Origin of the sequence: Aeromonas sp. V90_14, assembly GCF_029967615.1 — a bacterium.
Lineage (GTDB): Bacteria > Pseudomonadota > Gammaproteobacteria > Enterobacterales > Aeromonadaceae > Aeromonas > Aeromonas hydrophila.
Window position 1 is genome coordinate 167997 of the sequence record NZ_JASCAS010000008.1, and the last position, 14756, is coordinate 182752.

12 protein-coding genes are annotated in these 14756 nt (G+C 62.5%); 9 read left to right on the top strand and 3 right to left on the bottom strand.

The window, feature by feature from the left end:
- Positions 1-26: 26 nt before the first annotated feature.
- Both QLG02_RS08890 and QLG02_RS08895 read right to left on the bottom strand, forming a co-directional pair.
- Positions 27-539: a lipocalin family protein gene (locus QLG02_RS08890; RefSeq protein WP_201887245.1), complete on the bottom strand. Its 513-nt coding sequence runs from the start codon at positions 537-539 to the stop codon at positions 27-29.
- 17 nt (positions 540-556) lie between these two features.
- Entirely contained in the window at positions 557-1459 is a 903-nt protein-coding gene (locus tag QLG02_RS08895; protein ID WP_282465004.1) for an AraC family transcriptional regulator, read from the bottom strand.
- A 146-nt stretch (positions 1460-1605) separates the two neighbouring features.
- Between QLG02_RS08895 and yqhD the strand changes: the two genes are divergently transcribed.
- The 7 genes from yqhD to QLG02_RS08930 all read left to right on the top strand — a co-directional run bounded on the left by yqhD (position 1606) and on the right by QLG02_RS08930 (position 11757).
- Positions 1606-2769, top strand: a complete 1164-nt coding sequence (gene yqhD / locus QLG02_RS08900) for an alcohol dehydrogenase (RefSeq protein ID WP_282465005.1) — start codon at positions 1606-1608, stop codon at positions 2767-2769.
- A gap of 507 nt (positions 2770-3276) precedes the next feature.
- A complete protein-coding gene (gene pntA, locus QLG02_RS08905; protein ID WP_011707743.1) occupies positions 3277-4803 on the top strand; it encodes a Re/Si-specific NAD(P)(+) transhydrogenase subunit alpha in 1527 nt (508 codons plus the stop codon).
- Between the two features lie 11 nt (positions 4804-4814).
- On the top strand, positions 4815-6299 hold the full coding sequence (gene pntB / locus QLG02_RS08910; protein WP_011707742.1) for a Re/Si-specific NAD(P)(+) transhydrogenase subunit beta: 1485 nt from the start codon (positions 4815-4817) through the stop codon (positions 6297-6299).
- 96 nt (positions 6300-6395) lie between these two features.
- The gene (locus QLG02_RS08915) at positions 6396-7148 is read left to right on the top strand and encodes a transporter substrate-binding domain-containing protein (RefSeq protein ID WP_254201999.1); all 753 of its coding nucleotides are present in this window, start codon (positions 6396-6398) and stop codon (positions 7146-7148) included.
- 311 nt (positions 7149-7459) lie between these two features.
- Positions 7460-8767, top strand: coding sequence for an L-serine ammonia-lyase, iron-sulfur-dependent, subunit alpha (locus QLG02_RS08920; protein WP_282465006.1), 1308 nt, complete (start codon positions 7460-7462; stop codon positions 8765-8767).
- A 165-nt stretch (positions 8768-8932) separates the two neighbouring features.
- The gene (locus tag QLG02_RS08925) at positions 8933-10333 is read left to right on the top strand and encodes an L-cystine transporter (protein ID WP_282465007.1); all 1401 of its coding nucleotides are present in this window, start codon (positions 8933-8935) and stop codon (positions 10331-10333) included.
- A gap of 95 nt (positions 10334-10428) precedes the next feature.
- Positions 10429-11757, top strand: coding sequence for a CoA-disulfide reductase (locus QLG02_RS08930; RefSeq protein ID WP_282465008.1), 1329 nt, complete (start codon positions 10429-10431; stop codon positions 11755-11757).
- A gap of 140 nt (positions 11758-11897) precedes the next feature.
- Here QLG02_RS08930 and QLG02_RS08935 read toward each other — a convergent pair whose 3' ends face one another.
- On the bottom strand, positions 11898-12653 hold the full coding sequence (locus QLG02_RS08935; RefSeq protein ID WP_017409782.1) for an outer membrane protein assembly factor BamD: 756 nt from the start codon (positions 12651-12653) through the stop codon (positions 11898-11900).
- A gap of 117 nt (positions 12654-12770) precedes the next feature.
- Here QLG02_RS08935 and rluD point away from each other — a divergent pair, with 117 nt between their 5' ends.
- Positions 12771-13751 (top strand): 23S rRNA pseudouridine(1911/1915/1917) synthase RluD, encoded by a 981-nt coding sequence (rluD, locus tag QLG02_RS08940; RefSeq protein WP_011707736.1) that lies wholly within the window; start codon positions 12771-12773, stop codon positions 13749-13751.
- Positions 13752-13869: 118 nt separating this feature from the next.
- Positions 13870-14607, top strand: a complete 738-nt coding sequence (gene pgeF / locus QLG02_RS08945; protein ID WP_270831870.1) for a peptidoglycan editing factor PgeF — start codon at positions 13870-13872, stop codon at positions 14605-14607.
- Positions 14608-14756: the final 149 nt, after the last annotated feature.

Below are 14756 nucleotides of genomic sequence, written 5' to 3' on the forward strand. Positions count from 1 at the left end.
CTGCCCTTTCTTGTTTCACGATAGGTTCAGGGGGTCTGTTTGACCCAGATCAGCTGATCGGTGGCAAAGCCCAGCGACTTCGCCTTGGCGATCAGCGCGTCCACCTTCTCCTTGGGCGGATTGGGTGAGCGGGCGAGGATCCAGAGATAGTCGTGGTTGTAGCTGGTCACCAGCGAGAGCTGGTAATCGGGATCCAGTTCGATGACGTTGTAGCCGCCGTAGAAGGGGCCGAAGAAGCTCACCTTGAGCCGTGCCTCGTCCGGTTTGTCGACGAAGTAGGCCTTGCCCTCGGCTTCGCGCCAGCTGCCGTCACTCTGCTTGCCGCGGTTGAGTACCTTGACCCCGCCGTCGTCGCGCAGGCTGTAGGTGGCGCTCACCTGCTCCAGCCCCCGCTCGAAACCGTGGTCGAGACGGGCGATCTCGTACCAGGTGCCGAGGTAGCGGTCGAGTTGGAAGCCGGTAACGGGGCGGATGCCGTCGGCGAGACCGGTACAGGCCGTCAGCAGGCAGGCGGTGAGCAGGCAAAGCAGTGCACGCATGAACAATTCCTCTCTGGTTATCCCTCTATGATGCGCAGCTGGCCTTCCCGAAAGCGGGAGGCCTGATCCGTCGGCGTGCTGCCGAAGAAGCGCTTGTACTCCCGGCTGAACTGGGAGTTGCTCTCGTAGCCGACCCTGGTCGCTGCGGTGCCCGCCTTGATGCCGTCGTGCAGCATCATCATCCGCGCCTTGTGGAGGCGAAACGACTTGATGTACTGCAGCGGCGAGGTGGCGGTGACCGCCTTGAAGTGGTGGTGGAAGGCGGAGACGCTCATGTTCACCTCCCGCGCCAGCTCCTCCATGGTCAGGTTGTCGGCGTAACGCGACTCTATCATACGCAGCACCCGGGCAATCTGGCCCACGTGGTTGTGGCGATTGGCGAGTGCCTGCAGCGCCAGGCCACCCCCTTCGTGCAGGGCATAAAACAGCATCTCCCGCACCGTCTGCGGCCCCAGCACTCTGGCGTGGTGGGGTTTGTCCATCAGATCGATCAGCCGCTCGGCGGCGCAGAACATGGCCTCCGACAGCGGCACCGAGTGCACGCCGCTCTTTTGCGGGGCGGGGGCGGGCAGGGCATCCCCCAGCTCCAGCAGCAACTCCTGCAGGGTCACCAGGTTGATCTCGAGGGAGAAGCCGATGAGGGGCTGCTCGGGGGAGGCGAAGCACTCGCACTCGCAGGGCAGCGGCAGGGTCATCAGCAGGTAGTGGTTGGGGTCGTAGCGAAACACCTGGTCCGCCAGATAGCCCACCTTGTGCCCCTGCAGGATCACTATCATCCGCGGCTGATAGAGCACCGGGGTGCGGCCGTGGTATTCGGTGGTGTAGATGAGGCTCACCTGATCCACCGGCGAGGGGGTGATGCCGGGGGCGGTGACGTGGCGGGCCAGCTTGGCGGCGAGATCGGTGTAGCGGGTCTGCATGGGATGCTCTTGGGTTCTATTTTGGCTGCTTTGTAGGAATAGGCAAAAATAAAGCAGGATGTTGCCTTGATGGTATTGGTTGTCTGGAGAAAAATGCAATCACATTTTTGCGGCCAGGCCGCCAGATACTCACAAAGGCAATGTCGATGAACAACTTTACCCTGCATACCCCGACCAAGATCCTGTTCGGCAAGGGCCAGGTCGCCCAGCTGCGTGAACAGCTGCCGCGCGATGCCCGCATCCTCATCACCTACGGCGGCGGCAGCGTGGTGCGCAGCGGCCTGCTGGCCCAGATCCGCAGCGAGTTGGCCGGCATGACCCTGTTTGAATTCGGGGGCATCGAGCCCAACCCCACCTATGAAACCCTGATGGGAGCGGTCGAGCTGGCCCGCGCCGAGCGGGTCGACTTCCTGCTGGCCGTCGGCGGCGGCTCCGTGCTCGACGGCACCAAGTTCATCGCCGCGGCCGCCCACTATGATCCGGCCCGGGATCCCTGGCACATCCTCGAGACCGTGGGCAACGAAGTGCGCTCCGCCATTCCGCTCGGCGCCGTGCTGACCCTGCCGGCTACCGGTTCCGAGATGAACATGGGCGCCGTGGTGACCCGTCGCAGCAGTGGCGACAAGGTGCACTTCTTCTCGCCCTTCGTGATGCCGCGCTTCGCCGTGCTCGATCCGGTGCTGACCTACACCCTGCCGGCCCGTCAGGTGGCCAACGGGGTGGTGGATGCCTTCATCCACATCCTGGAGCAGTACCTCACCTATCCGGTCAACGCCAAGGTGCAGGATCGCTTCGCCGAAGGCCTGCTGCTGACCCTGCTGGAAGAGGGCCCCAAGGCGCTGGTGGAACCGGAAAACTATGAGGTGCGCGCCAACATCATGTGGAGCGCCACCCTGGCGCTGAACGGCCTGATCGGGGCCGGCGTACCGCAGGACTGGGCGACCCATATGCTGGGCCACGAGATCACCGCCCTGCACGGCCTCGACCACGCCCAGACCCTGGCGGTGGTGCTGCCGGCCCTGCTGCAGGCCAAGCGTCAGCAGAAACACGCCAAGCTGCTGCAATACGCCGAGCGGGTGTGGGGTCTGCGCAGCGGCAGTGAAGCGGAGCGCATTGATGGCGCCATTGCCGCCACCCGCGACTTCTTCGAGCGGATGGGGGTCAAGACCCGGCTGCGGGATTACGGCGTGGCGGACGCAGGAATTGATACCCTGCTCGGCAAGCTGGCAGAACACGGCATGACCGCCATCGGCGAGCACGGTGATATCGACCTGGTGCAGAGCCAGCATATTTATGAGGCGGCCTGGTAAGCGGGGCGCACTGGCCCGCCACCATCGAAACGATTAAATAGCAGGGGCCGGATCCGCTCGTTTGGCGGGTAGCCGGCCCCTTGTCTGTTACAAAACAGTTACTTTTTTCGTTTTCGGCCCGATATCTGTGATCCGTGCGGATTTCGTAAGAACAAAAAGCGCTAAGATAGAGGGCCGGTAAAACATTTTTTTTGACTGGTTGGATCACTTTTTCCAGCGCTTTTTACTGGTATAAGTCGCTAATTTGGTTTGTTTTTTTAAATCATGGTCCGGGATGGGCTGAATTCTGTACGCGCCCCGCCGGGACTGCGGTTGTAATAAAACTCCAAAATTTGATACTAATCACCTTCGCGCCTGAAAAGCGGGGGCCTGGCCATGACAGGAGGTTGAGGTAAAGCCTACTGATTTTCATAACAAAGGGCCCGTGACCTGCACTTTGGTCATGTCTTGTTTCGCCAGAAATGCGACACTGGGCAGCGATTGTTTATTAACCATCAGGGAATAGTCATGCAGATTGGAATACCGAGAGAGAGTCTCGCCGGTGAGACCCGGGTCGCAGCGACCCCGGCCACCGTTGAGCAGCTGAAAAAGCTCGGCTTCGAGGTCGCCATCGAGGCCGGTGCCGGCCTGCTGGCCAGCTTCGATGATGCCGCCTTCGAGGCTGCCGGTGCCAGCGTGGTGCCGAGCGTCTGGCAAGCCGACCTCATCTTCAAGGTCAATGCGCCGACCGATGCCGAGATCGCACAAATTAAAGATGGTGCCACCCTGGTGAGCTTCATCTGGCCTGCCCAGAACCCTGAGCTGGTCAAGAAGCTGTCCGCGCGCAACATCAATGTGATGGCGATGGACATGGTGCCGCGGATCTCCCGTGCCCAGTCCCTCGATGCCCTCTCCTCCATGGCCAACATCGGTGGCTATCGCGCCGTGGTGGAAGCCGCGCACCAGTTTGGTCGCTTCTTCACCGGCCAAATCACCGCAGCCGGCAAGGTGCCGCCCGCCAAGGTCCTGGTGATCGGTGCCGGCGTAGCCGGTCTGGCCGCCATCGGTACTGCCGGTTCCCTCGGTGCCATCGTGCGTGCGTTCGATACCCGTCTGGAAGTGGCCGAGCAGATCGAGTCCATGGGTGGCGAGTTCCTCAAGCTGGACTTCGGTGGCGAGGATGGTTCCTCCTCCGACGGTTACGCCAAGGTGATGAGCGAAGAGTTCATCGCGGCCGAGATGGCGCTGTTTGCCCAGCAAGCCAAGGAAGTGGACATCATCATCACTACCGCCCTGATCCCGGGCAAGCCGGCACCCAAGCTGATCACCAAAGAGATGGTGGACAGCATGAAGCCGGGCTCGGTGATCGTGGACATGGCTGCCCAGGCTGGCGGCAACTGCGAATACACAGTGCCGGGTGAACTGCATGTCACCGGCAACGGCGTCAAGGTGATTGGTTACACCGATCTGCCGGGCCGCCTGCCTGCCCAATCCTCCCAGCTCTACGGTACCAACCTGGTCAACCTGATGAAGCTGATGTGCAAGGAGAAGGACGGCAACGTTGCCATCAACTTCGAAGACGTGGTGCAGCGCAACATGACGGTGATCCAGGCCGGTGAAGTGACCTTCCCGCCGCCCGCCATCTCGGTCTCTGCCGCCCCGCAAAAACCGGCTGCCGCCAAACCGGCCGCCAAGAAGGAAGCGGCCAAGCCCTCCAACAAGAAGTTCGTGTTCGGTGCCCTTGGCATCGCCGCCTTCGGTTGGGTTGCTGCCGTGGCGCCTGCGGCGTTCCTCTCCCACTTCACCGTATTCATCCTGGCCTGCGTGGTCGGTTACTACGTGGTGTGGAACGTCTCTCACGCCCTGCACACGCCGCTGATGTCGGTCACCAATGCCATCTCCGGCATTATCGTGGTCGGTGCCCTGCTGCAGATTGGGCAAGGGTCGACCCTGGTCACCGCATTGGCCTTCGTCGCCGTGCTGATTGCCAGTATCAACATCTTCGGTGGCTTCACCGTCACTCAGCGCATGCTGAAGATGTTCCGTAAGGATTAAGGGGGTTTAACGTGTCTCAAGGACTGGTAACAGCATCCTATATCGTTGCCGCCGTGCTCTTCATCCTCAGTCTCGCGGGACTGTCGAAGCAAGAGACGGCCAAGCATGGCAACCTGTTCGGTATCGCGGGGATGGCCATCGCCCTGCTCGCGACCGTGTTCAACCCGGAAACCAGTGGCGTGCACTGGATCATTCTGGCCATGGTGATCGGCGGTGCCATCGGCGTGCGTCTGGCGCTCAAGGTCGAGATGACCGAGATGCCCGAGCTGGTGGCCGTGCTGCACAGCTTCGTGGGGATGGCGGCCGTGCTGGTGGGCTTCAACAGCTTCATCGATCTGCACCCCTCCGCGCCTGCTGAAGTGGTTGTGTCCGTCGGTTCCAACCTGGATGCCACCCTGGCAGCCGCGCGCGCGGCGTTCGAGCAGGCGGCCAGCGTCGCCCAGGTCGAGCACCTCTCCGGCGCCATGCTGAACATCCACCTGGTCGAGATCTTCCTCGGCGTCTTCATCGGTGCGGTGACCTTCACCGGTTCCGTGGTGGCGTTTGGCAAGCTGCGTGGTCTCATCTCCTCCAAGCCGCTGATGCTGCCGCACCGCCACAAGCTGAACCTGCTGGCCGTGGTCGCCTCGCTGGCGCTGATGGTCTATTTCGTCAACGCGGGCGGTTCTACCTTCGCCCTGCTGGTGATGACCCTGATCGCCTTCGCCTTCGGCTGGCACCTGGTGGCCTCCATCGGTGGCGCCGACATGCCGGTGGTGGTTTCCATGCTGAACTCCTACTCCGGTTGGGCGGCAGCGGCGGCGGGCTTTATGCTTTCCAATGACCTGCTGATCGTGGTGGGTGCGCTGGTGGGTTCCTCCGGTGCGATCCTCTCTTACATCATGTGCAAGGCGATGAACCGCTCCTTCATCTCGGTGATCGCCGGTGGCTTCGGCTCCGACGGCGTGGCCTCCACGGCCGACCAGGAGATGGGCGAATACCGCGAAACCAGCGCTGAAGACGTGGCTGACCTGCTGAAGAATTCCAGCTCCGTCATCATCACCCCGGGCTACGGCATGGCGGTGGCACAGGCCCAGTATCCGGTGGCCGAGATCACCCAGAAGCTGCGTGATCGCGGTGTCAAGGTGCGCTTCGGTATTCACCCGGTGGCCGGTCGTCTGCCAGGCCACATGAACGTGCTGCTGGCGGAAGCAAAAGTCCCGTATGACATCGTGCTGGAAATGGACGAGATCAACGAAGACTTCAGCGATACCGACACAGTGCTGGTGATCGGTGCCAACGACACCGTCAACCCCGCCGCCATGGAAGATCCGGGCAGCCCCATCGCCGGCATGCCGGTGCTGGAAGTGTGGAAGGCGCAGAACGTCATCGGCTTCAAGCGCTCCATGAACACTGGCTATGCCGGTGTGCAGAACCCGCTGTTCTTCAAGGAGAACACCCAGATGCTGTTTGGCGATGCCAAGGCCAGCGTCGAGGCTATCCTGAAAGCGCTGTAAGCGCCGGAGAGGAAAGCAAAAAAGGAGGCTCCGGCCTCCTTTTTTATTACTCACTTTTTGGTATATCCTCAGCCAATACACAGAGGAGATCACTGCATGGTGTGGCGTAAAGGATGGATCCTGCTTTGCCTCTGGTGGGGGTGGGCGGCACAGGCGAGCGAGCCACCGACCCTGACCCTGCTGACCGAGCTGTGGCCGCCCTATGTGATGCGGCTCGATGACGGCAGCCTGGGCGGTGCCGATCTGGAGCTGGCCCGCACCGTGCTCAAGCGGATGGGTTACCGGACCACGGTCAAGGTACTGCCCTGGAAGCGGGTGCTGCAGGAGGCCAGGTTCCAGCGTGGTGACGCCATCGTCGATGCCTTCTTCGAAGAGCGCCGGCTGGAGTGGTTGCACTATCCGGATGAACCCCTCTCCCAGAGCGGGGAGGTGCTCTTCTTCCCGTTCGCCCGGCCCGTCGACTTCCAGGGGCTGGCCAGCCTCAAGGGGCTGCGTATCGGTACCCAGGCCGATTACGCCTACGGCGAGGAGTTCCTCACCTCGGCCCTGTTTACCCGGGTGGCCATGACCGGGGAGAGCAACATGATCAAGCAGTTGCACCTGATGATGGCGGGGCGGCTCGATGCCGTTGTGATGAACCAGATGGTGGGCCGTTACCTGCTCAAGGGACAGGGGCTGCAGGATCAGGTCGGTCACAGCGAAAAACTGGTGAGCGAGAGCAACCGCAATTTCCTCGCCTTCACCCACAGGCCTGGCAACGAGCGGCTGGCCTATCAGTTCTCCCTCGCCCTCAAGGCCTTCAAGCAGACCCCCGAATATCAATCCCTGCTGACCCGTTACGGGCTCTGACTCCTTCCGCTGCCGGCTGAACCAGGTCGGCAGCGACCTGCCGTGCGCTTGTTCACATTTTGTGGCACTTCACCGCCAGTTGGGCATAATGCCTGCGCAAAAAGCGAAGCGGCTCAAATTTATTTGAGTCCTATTGCTTTAGAGTTACCAAAAGTTGATCGGATGGCCCAACGACTCAGGCGGCCCCGATCATCGGCTCGGCCCTCGACCGGCTGCAGCCGACCCGGCATCTCCCGCCATACTGGTTATATGTCGCTCCGCCATTGTGGAGCGGACAGCACAATGACAAGCCCGCATCGGGCACCGTGAACATGAGACACATCGCAATGAAAGCACAATGGACCGACTTTATTACCCTGCTCAAGCGTGAAGTGGTGCCGGCCCTTGGCTGCACCGAGCCCATGTCGGTGGCGCTGGCGGCGGCCAACTGCCGCAAGCTGCTGGGACAGGTGCCGACCCGCGTCAGCGTCTGGGTCAGCGGCAATCTGTTCAAGAACGGCATGGGGGTCGGCGTGCCGGGTACCGGCATGATAGGCCTGCCGGTGGCGGCCGCCGTCGGCATCACCGGCGGCAACCCGGATGCCGGGCTGGAGGTGCTCAAGACACTCACGCCGGATCAGGTGGAAGCCGCCAAGGCCCTGCTGCCCGCCATCAAGGTGGATGTGAAGGACGTGCCGGACGTGCTCTACGCCGAGGTGCTGGCACAGGTGGAGGGGCACAGCGCCCGGGTGGTGATCTGTACCGACCACACTCGCATCATCCTGATGGAGCGTGACGGCGAGGTGCTGATGGCGCAGGACAGCGCCCCCGGCGTGCAGATCCAGGCCGCCCCTTCCAGCAAGCCCACCATGACCCTGCGCGAGATTGTCGATTTTGCCCTGCAGGTGCCGCTGGCCGAGATCGACTTCATCCGCGAGGCGGCCACCATGAACCAGGCGCTGGCAGATGAAGGGCTGCAGGGCTATGGCCTGCGCATCGGCAAGATCCTCACCGAGCAGGTGGAGCGCAAGCTGCTCTCCGATGATCTGATGACCCTGGCCATGCGTTTGTCGTCCGCCGCCTCCGATGCGCGGATGGATGGCGCCATGCTGCCCGCCATGTCCAATTCGGGCTCCGGCAACCAGGGCATTGCCGCCACCATGCCGGTGGTGGCGGCTGCCCGCTTCCTGCAGGCGAGCGATGAGCAGCTGACCCGGGCGCTGGTGATGAGCCACCTGGTGGCCATCTACATCAAGACCTACCAGAACAAGCTGTCGGCCCTCTGCGCCGCCAGCACCGCCGCCATGGGGGCGGGGGCCGCCATCACCTGGCTGCTGGGCGGCCAGTTCGAGCAAATTAGTCACTGTATCAACAACATGATCGGCGACGTTTCCGGTATTATCTGCGACGGCGCGGGCAGCGCCTGTTCCATGAAGGTCTCTACCTCCACCTCGGCGGCGGTCAAATCGTCGCTGATGGCCATCAACAACCTGCACGTGCCCCAGAGCGAAGGCATCGTCTCCGACGATGTGGATCAGACCATCGCCAACCTGGGCCGCCTCTCCAAACAGGGGATGCTGGATACCGATATCGAGATCATCAACATCATGCGGGCCAAGCAACAAGGCAAGGCCGAGTGATGCAAGAGGGTGGCGCAGGCCACCCTCCGTTTTTCTGCCTGTTGACGCCACCCCGGTCACACCGGGGGGCGGGCCGCCACGATGCGGCACGTTTCAGGGAGGAGTGTGCACTGGACACTCGTCCGTATACCTCGGGCCCGGCCCGATCATTTGGGGAATATCGTCATGACTCTTAGCGTTATAGGTAATCTGGCCATCCTGGTCATGTTGCTGCTGTTTCTCTATCGGTTGCAGCAAACCCACGTCAGCTTCACCCGCCGGGTCTTCTCGGGGCTGGGGCTGGGCATCCTGTTCGGCGCCGCCTTGCAACTCTTGTATGGTGCCGGCTCCAGCGTGCTGGTGCAGACCGGTGACTACCTGGATATCGTCGGCAGCGGCTATGTGAAGCTGCTGCAGATGATCATCACCCCGCTCATCATGGTTTCCATCATAGGCGCCATCCTCAAGCTCAACGGCGGCACCGCCCTTGGCAAGATCAGCGCCATGACCATAGGCGTGCTGATCTTCACCACCATGATTGCCGCCGGGGCGGGCATCCTGATGTCCAACCTGTTCGGCCTGACCGCCGAGGGACTCACCGCCGGCGCCGCAGAGACCGCCCGCGGCGCTGCCCTGCAGACCACCCTCGGCAGCGTCGAGAGCATGTCCTTTGCCAAGATGGTGCTGGAGTTCATCCCGGCCAACCCCTTCCTCGACATGACGGGCGCGCGCAAGACTTCCACCATCGCCGTGGTGATCTTCTCCATCTTCATCGGCCTCTCCGCCACCGGCATCGCCCGCAAGAAGCCGGAGATCTTCGCGAGCTTCAGTCACTTCATGCAGGTTGCCCACGTCATCGTGATGCGGATGGTGACCCTGGTGCTGCGCCTCACCCCCTACGGCGTGTTGGCGCTGATGACCAAGGTGGTGTCCGGCTCCAACTATGCTGACATCCTCAATCTGCTCAGCTTCGTCATGGCTTCCTACGGCGCCATCGCCATCATGTTTGCGGTGCACCTGCTGCTGGTGAGCCTGGTGGGCATCAACCCGGCTCGCTATCTGAAGAAGATCATGCCGGTGCTGGCCTTTGCCTTCACCTCCCGCACCAGTGCGGGCTCCATCCCGATGAACGTGCAGACCCAGACCAAGGCGCTCGGCATTCCTGAGGGGATCGCCAACTTCGCCGCCTCGTTCGGTTCGACCATCGGCCAGAACGGCTGCGCCGGCATCTATCCGGCCATGCTGGCGGTGATGATTGCGCCGACTGTGGGGGTCAACCCCATGGATCCGGGCTTCATCATGACCCTGATCGCCATCATCACAGTCAGCTCCTTCGGGGTGGCCGGGATTGGCGGCGGTGCCACCTTCGCCGCCTTGATCGTGCTCTCTGCGCTGGACTTCCCGGTGGCGCTGGCCGGTCTGCTCATCTCCATCGAGCCGCTGATCGACATGGGCCGTACCGCCCTCAACGTCTCCGGCTCCATCACCGCCGGTACCGTCACCAGCCGTTTGCTGGGGGAGACCGACATGGCGGTGTTCAACAGCGAGCACGAGGTGTGTCTGGACGGCGAAGAGTCCACCATCTGATCCGTCTGTCCGGGGGAGTCGACCCTGCCCCGGCGAGCAACCAATGAAGAGAGCGGGGAGGGCATGCCCTCCCCGTTGCATGGAAAGGAGCGAGTATGAGAATCGTGATCATCGGTGGCGAAGCCGCCGGCATGAGTGCGGCCGCCAAGGCGCGCCGACTGGTCAAAGAGGCCGAGATAGTGGTGTATGAGGCATCCGAGGTGATCTCCTTCGGCGCCTGCGGTCTGCCCTACTTCGTTGGCGACGAGTTTCAGGAGCCCGGCTACATGGCCGAGTTCACCCCGGAGCAGTTCGTCGCCAAGGGGATCGAGGTCAAGACCGGCCACCGGGTGCTGGGCCTGGATGCTGCCGCCCAGACGCTGACAGTGGAGCACAAGGGTGACACCTTCACCGATCGCTACGATCGGCTGATGATCGCCACCGGCGCCCGCGAAGTGATGCCCCCCATCCCCGGCCTGCAGCAGGAGGGGGTATTCGGCCTGCGCCGGATGGCCGACGGGTTGGTCCTCAAGGCCGCCGTGCAGGACCAGGCCAACATCCGTGCCCTGGTGATCGGCTCCGGCTTTATCGGGCTGGAGGTGGTGGAGGCGCTGGTGCATCAGGGCAAAGAGGTGCGTCTCATCGAGCTGGCCGAGCGGGTCATCCCCGATGCGTTTGATGGCGAGATCACCCAGCATATCGAGACCGAACTGCGCGAGCAGGGGGTCTCCCTTCATGTCGGCGAGCGAGTTGAAGCGCTGCTGGGGGAGGGCCGGGTGACCGGTGTGCGTACCAGCCATGGCGAGTACGAGGCCGACATCGTGGTGGTCTGCACCGGGGTCAAACCCAACACCGAGTTCCTGGCCGATACCGGCATCGAGCGGCTCGGCAACGGCGCCATCAAGGTGGACCGGCAGGGGCGCAGCTCGCTGGCCAACGTCTGGTCGGCCGGTGACTGTGCCAGCGTCTGGCACAGTGTGAAGCAGCAGCAGGTCTATGTGCCGCTTGCCACCATCGCCAACAAGCTGGGGCGCATGGTGGGCGAGAACCTGGCCGGTGCCGAGCAGGAGTTCCCGGGCACTCTCGGCTCTGCCGCGCTCAAGGTGCTGGGGCTGGAGGCGGGCCGTACCGGTCTTTCCGAGCAGGAAGCCAAGGCGATGGGCATCGACTATCGCACCGTGGTGATCAAGGACAAGTGCCACACCAACTACTGCCCGGGCCAGTCCGACATTCACGTCAAGCTGGTATACGAGGCGGGCAGCAAGCGGCTGCTGGGGGGTCAGATCCTCGGTCGCAAGGGGGCGGTACACCGCATCGACGCGCTGGCGGTTGCCATCACCATGGGGGTGACCACCGAGCAGCTCGGCATGCTGGACTTTGCCTATGCGCCACCCTTCTCCCGCACCTGGGATGTGCTCAACGTGGCGGGCAACGTCGCCAAGTAACGTACGGCATGACGGCGTGGCTGATGTGCGCCGTCTCTCCCCATGCCGCCGGCACGGGGGAAAGGGGTATGTCCTTCATGAACGGCGCCCATAAAAAAACCGGAGCCAGTGGCTCCGGTTTTTCATTGCGTTGCTGCGAGTCAGCCGCGGCCGAGACGATTGTCCGGGTAGTTCTTGGCCAGCACTTCGCGGGCATGCTGGGCCAGGGTCGGCATCTTCAGGCTGTCGTAGGAGTTGATCATGATCTCCAGCGCCTTCTCTGTTTCGGCCGTGTCGGGATAGGTCTCGACGATCAGCTTGGCGCGGTTGGCGGCGGCGATCAGCGCATCACGCTTCACGTAGTACTCGGCCACGCTCAGGTCGTAACGGGCAAGCCGGTTCTTCAGACCGATCATGCGGGCACGGGCATCGGCGGCATAGACGCTGTTGGGATAGTTCTGCAACAGGGTCTTGAAATCCTGGAAGGCCTGACGGGCATAGGAGGGGTCTTTGTCGTCCCGATTGATGCCCAGGAAGTCCTGGAAGAAGTTGTAATCGCCGGCCATGTTGGTCAGACCGCGCATGTAGAATACGTAATCGATATTTTTATGCGCCGGATTGAGGCGGATAAAACGGTCGATATTGGCGATCGCCTGGGCAGTATCATCCTGCTTGTAGTAGGCGTAAATGAGGTCGAGCTGAACCTGATTGGAGTAGGCGCCGAAAGGATAGCGCGAGTCCAAAGCTTCCAGTAACTCGATAGCATTCAGGTAGTTACCGGCATCCAGCTTGAGGCGTGCTTTCTGGTACAGGGTCTCCGGCGGTTCGTCCGGTACCTTGGGTTTGGTGCTGGAACAGCCTGTGATCAAGGTAGCGACCAAGGCGAGCGACATCAGCAGGTGAGACTTCTTTCCCATCAACAACATCCGGTCCATTTCCACGAAATTGGCAAAGTATCCGTTATGCTTGGCTAAAAGAAAAGCTAGAATACCCGGATTATTTCGAATTGATACCCCCCGCTCAAGAGACCATACATGAGCCAGCATATTGAACTGACAGGCGAATTCCAGGATCACCAATTCGGGCAGCGACTCGACCAGGCCCTGGCCGAATTGTTTCCAGACTACTCCCGCACCCGCATCAAGGAGTGGATTTTACAGGACAGAGTGACCCTGGATGGTCAGGTTGCCAATACCCCGCGCGAGAAAGTGCTGGCCGGGCAGAAGGTACATGTGGATGTCGAGCTGGCGGATGATACCCGTTGGGATGCCCAGAACATCGAGCTCAACATCGTCTATGAAGATGAACACATTCTGGTGATCGACAAGCCGGCCGGTCTGGTGGTCCACCCGGGCGCAGGCACGCCGGATGGCACCATTCTCAACGCCCTGCTGCACCGCTACCCCGCCATCGCCGAGGTGCCCCGCGCCGGTATCGTGCACCGTCTGGATAAAGACACCACGGGGCTGATGGTGGTCGCCAAGACCATTCCGGCCCAGACCCATCTGGTGGAAGCGCTGCAGGCGCGCCAGATCACCCGTGAGTACGAAGCCATCGCCATCGGTCACATGACTGCCGGCGGTACCGTCGATGCCCCCATCGGCCGTCACCCGACCCAGCGTACCCACATGGCCGTGGTGCCCAATGGGCGCGAGTCCGTCACCCACTACCGGGTGCACGAGAAGTTCCGTGGCCACACCCGTCTGCGGCTGCGACTGGAAACCGGTCGTACCCACCAGATCCGTGTCCACATGGCCCACATCAAGCATCCGCTGGTGGGGGATCCCGCTTACGGTGGCCGTCTGCGTCTGCTGCGCAACGCCACCCCCGAGCTGACCGAGGCCCTGCGTGGCTTCCATCGTCAGGCACTGCATGCCACCATGCTGAAGCTGGCACATCCCATCACGGGTGAAGTGATGGAATGGCACTCCCCTACGCCGCAGGACATGCTGGACCTGATGGAAGTGCTGAGGGCGGATACCCTGGCCAATCCGGACGATTTGGTCTGGAACTGATGAAGAGGGCGGCTCTGCGACGATTCCTGCCGTAACCCGCCCTGCATGACCTGATATGGGGCCCCTTGACTGGTTGCAGCCAAGGGGCCCCGTTTTATATGAAGGAGAGGAGCCACAGATGAAATGGATCGAACCCGACTGGCCGGCACCGGCCAAGGTCAGCGCCCTGTCGACCACCCGTGACGGCGGTATCAGCGAGGGGGTCTTTGCCGGCCTCAACCTGGGGGCCCACGTGGGGGACGAGCCGGCACGGGTCGAGGCCAACCGGACCCGGCTGCAGCAGGCGGCGGGGATCCCCGGCACTCTCAACTGGCTCAATCAGGTGCACGGTACCGCGGTGCATCCCGTCAGCCGCGACTATGGCTGTGCGCCGGATGCGGATGCCGCCTGCGCCCGTGAGGCGGGTCAGGCCTGCATCGTGATGACCGCCGACTGCCTGCCGGTGCTGTTCTGCGATCGGGCCGGCACTGTGGTGGCCGCCGCCCACGCCGGCTGGCGCGGGCTGCAGGGTGGCGTATTGGAGGCGAGCATCGCCGCCATGGGCTGCGAGCCGGGCGAGATCCTGGCCTGGCTGGGTCCGGCCATCGGCCCCACTGCGTTTGAAGTGGGTGGCGAGGTGCGCGAGGCCTTTGTGGCCGAGCAGGCCGAGGCGGCTGCTGCGTTCGTCCCTTCGCCCAACAAAGGGAAATGGCTGGCGGATATCTACCAGCTGGCCCGACTGCGCCTAGCACGCGCCGGTGTCACCGCCGTCTATGGCGGCGAACATTGCACCTTCAGCGACAGTGAGCAGTTCTACTCTTATCGTCGCAACGGCCAGACCGGCCGCATGGCCTCGATTATCTGGCTGGCTGAGTAAGTGTCTGGGGAAGTTCCCCATACAGCGAGCAGTGCTACTGCCCATGTCGTCGCAACGGCCAGACCGGTCGCATGGCCTCGATTATCTGGCTGGCGTCCTGACGACGCTTCCCGCCCTGCATCTTGCCGGGCGGGGATCCTGCCTGCTTT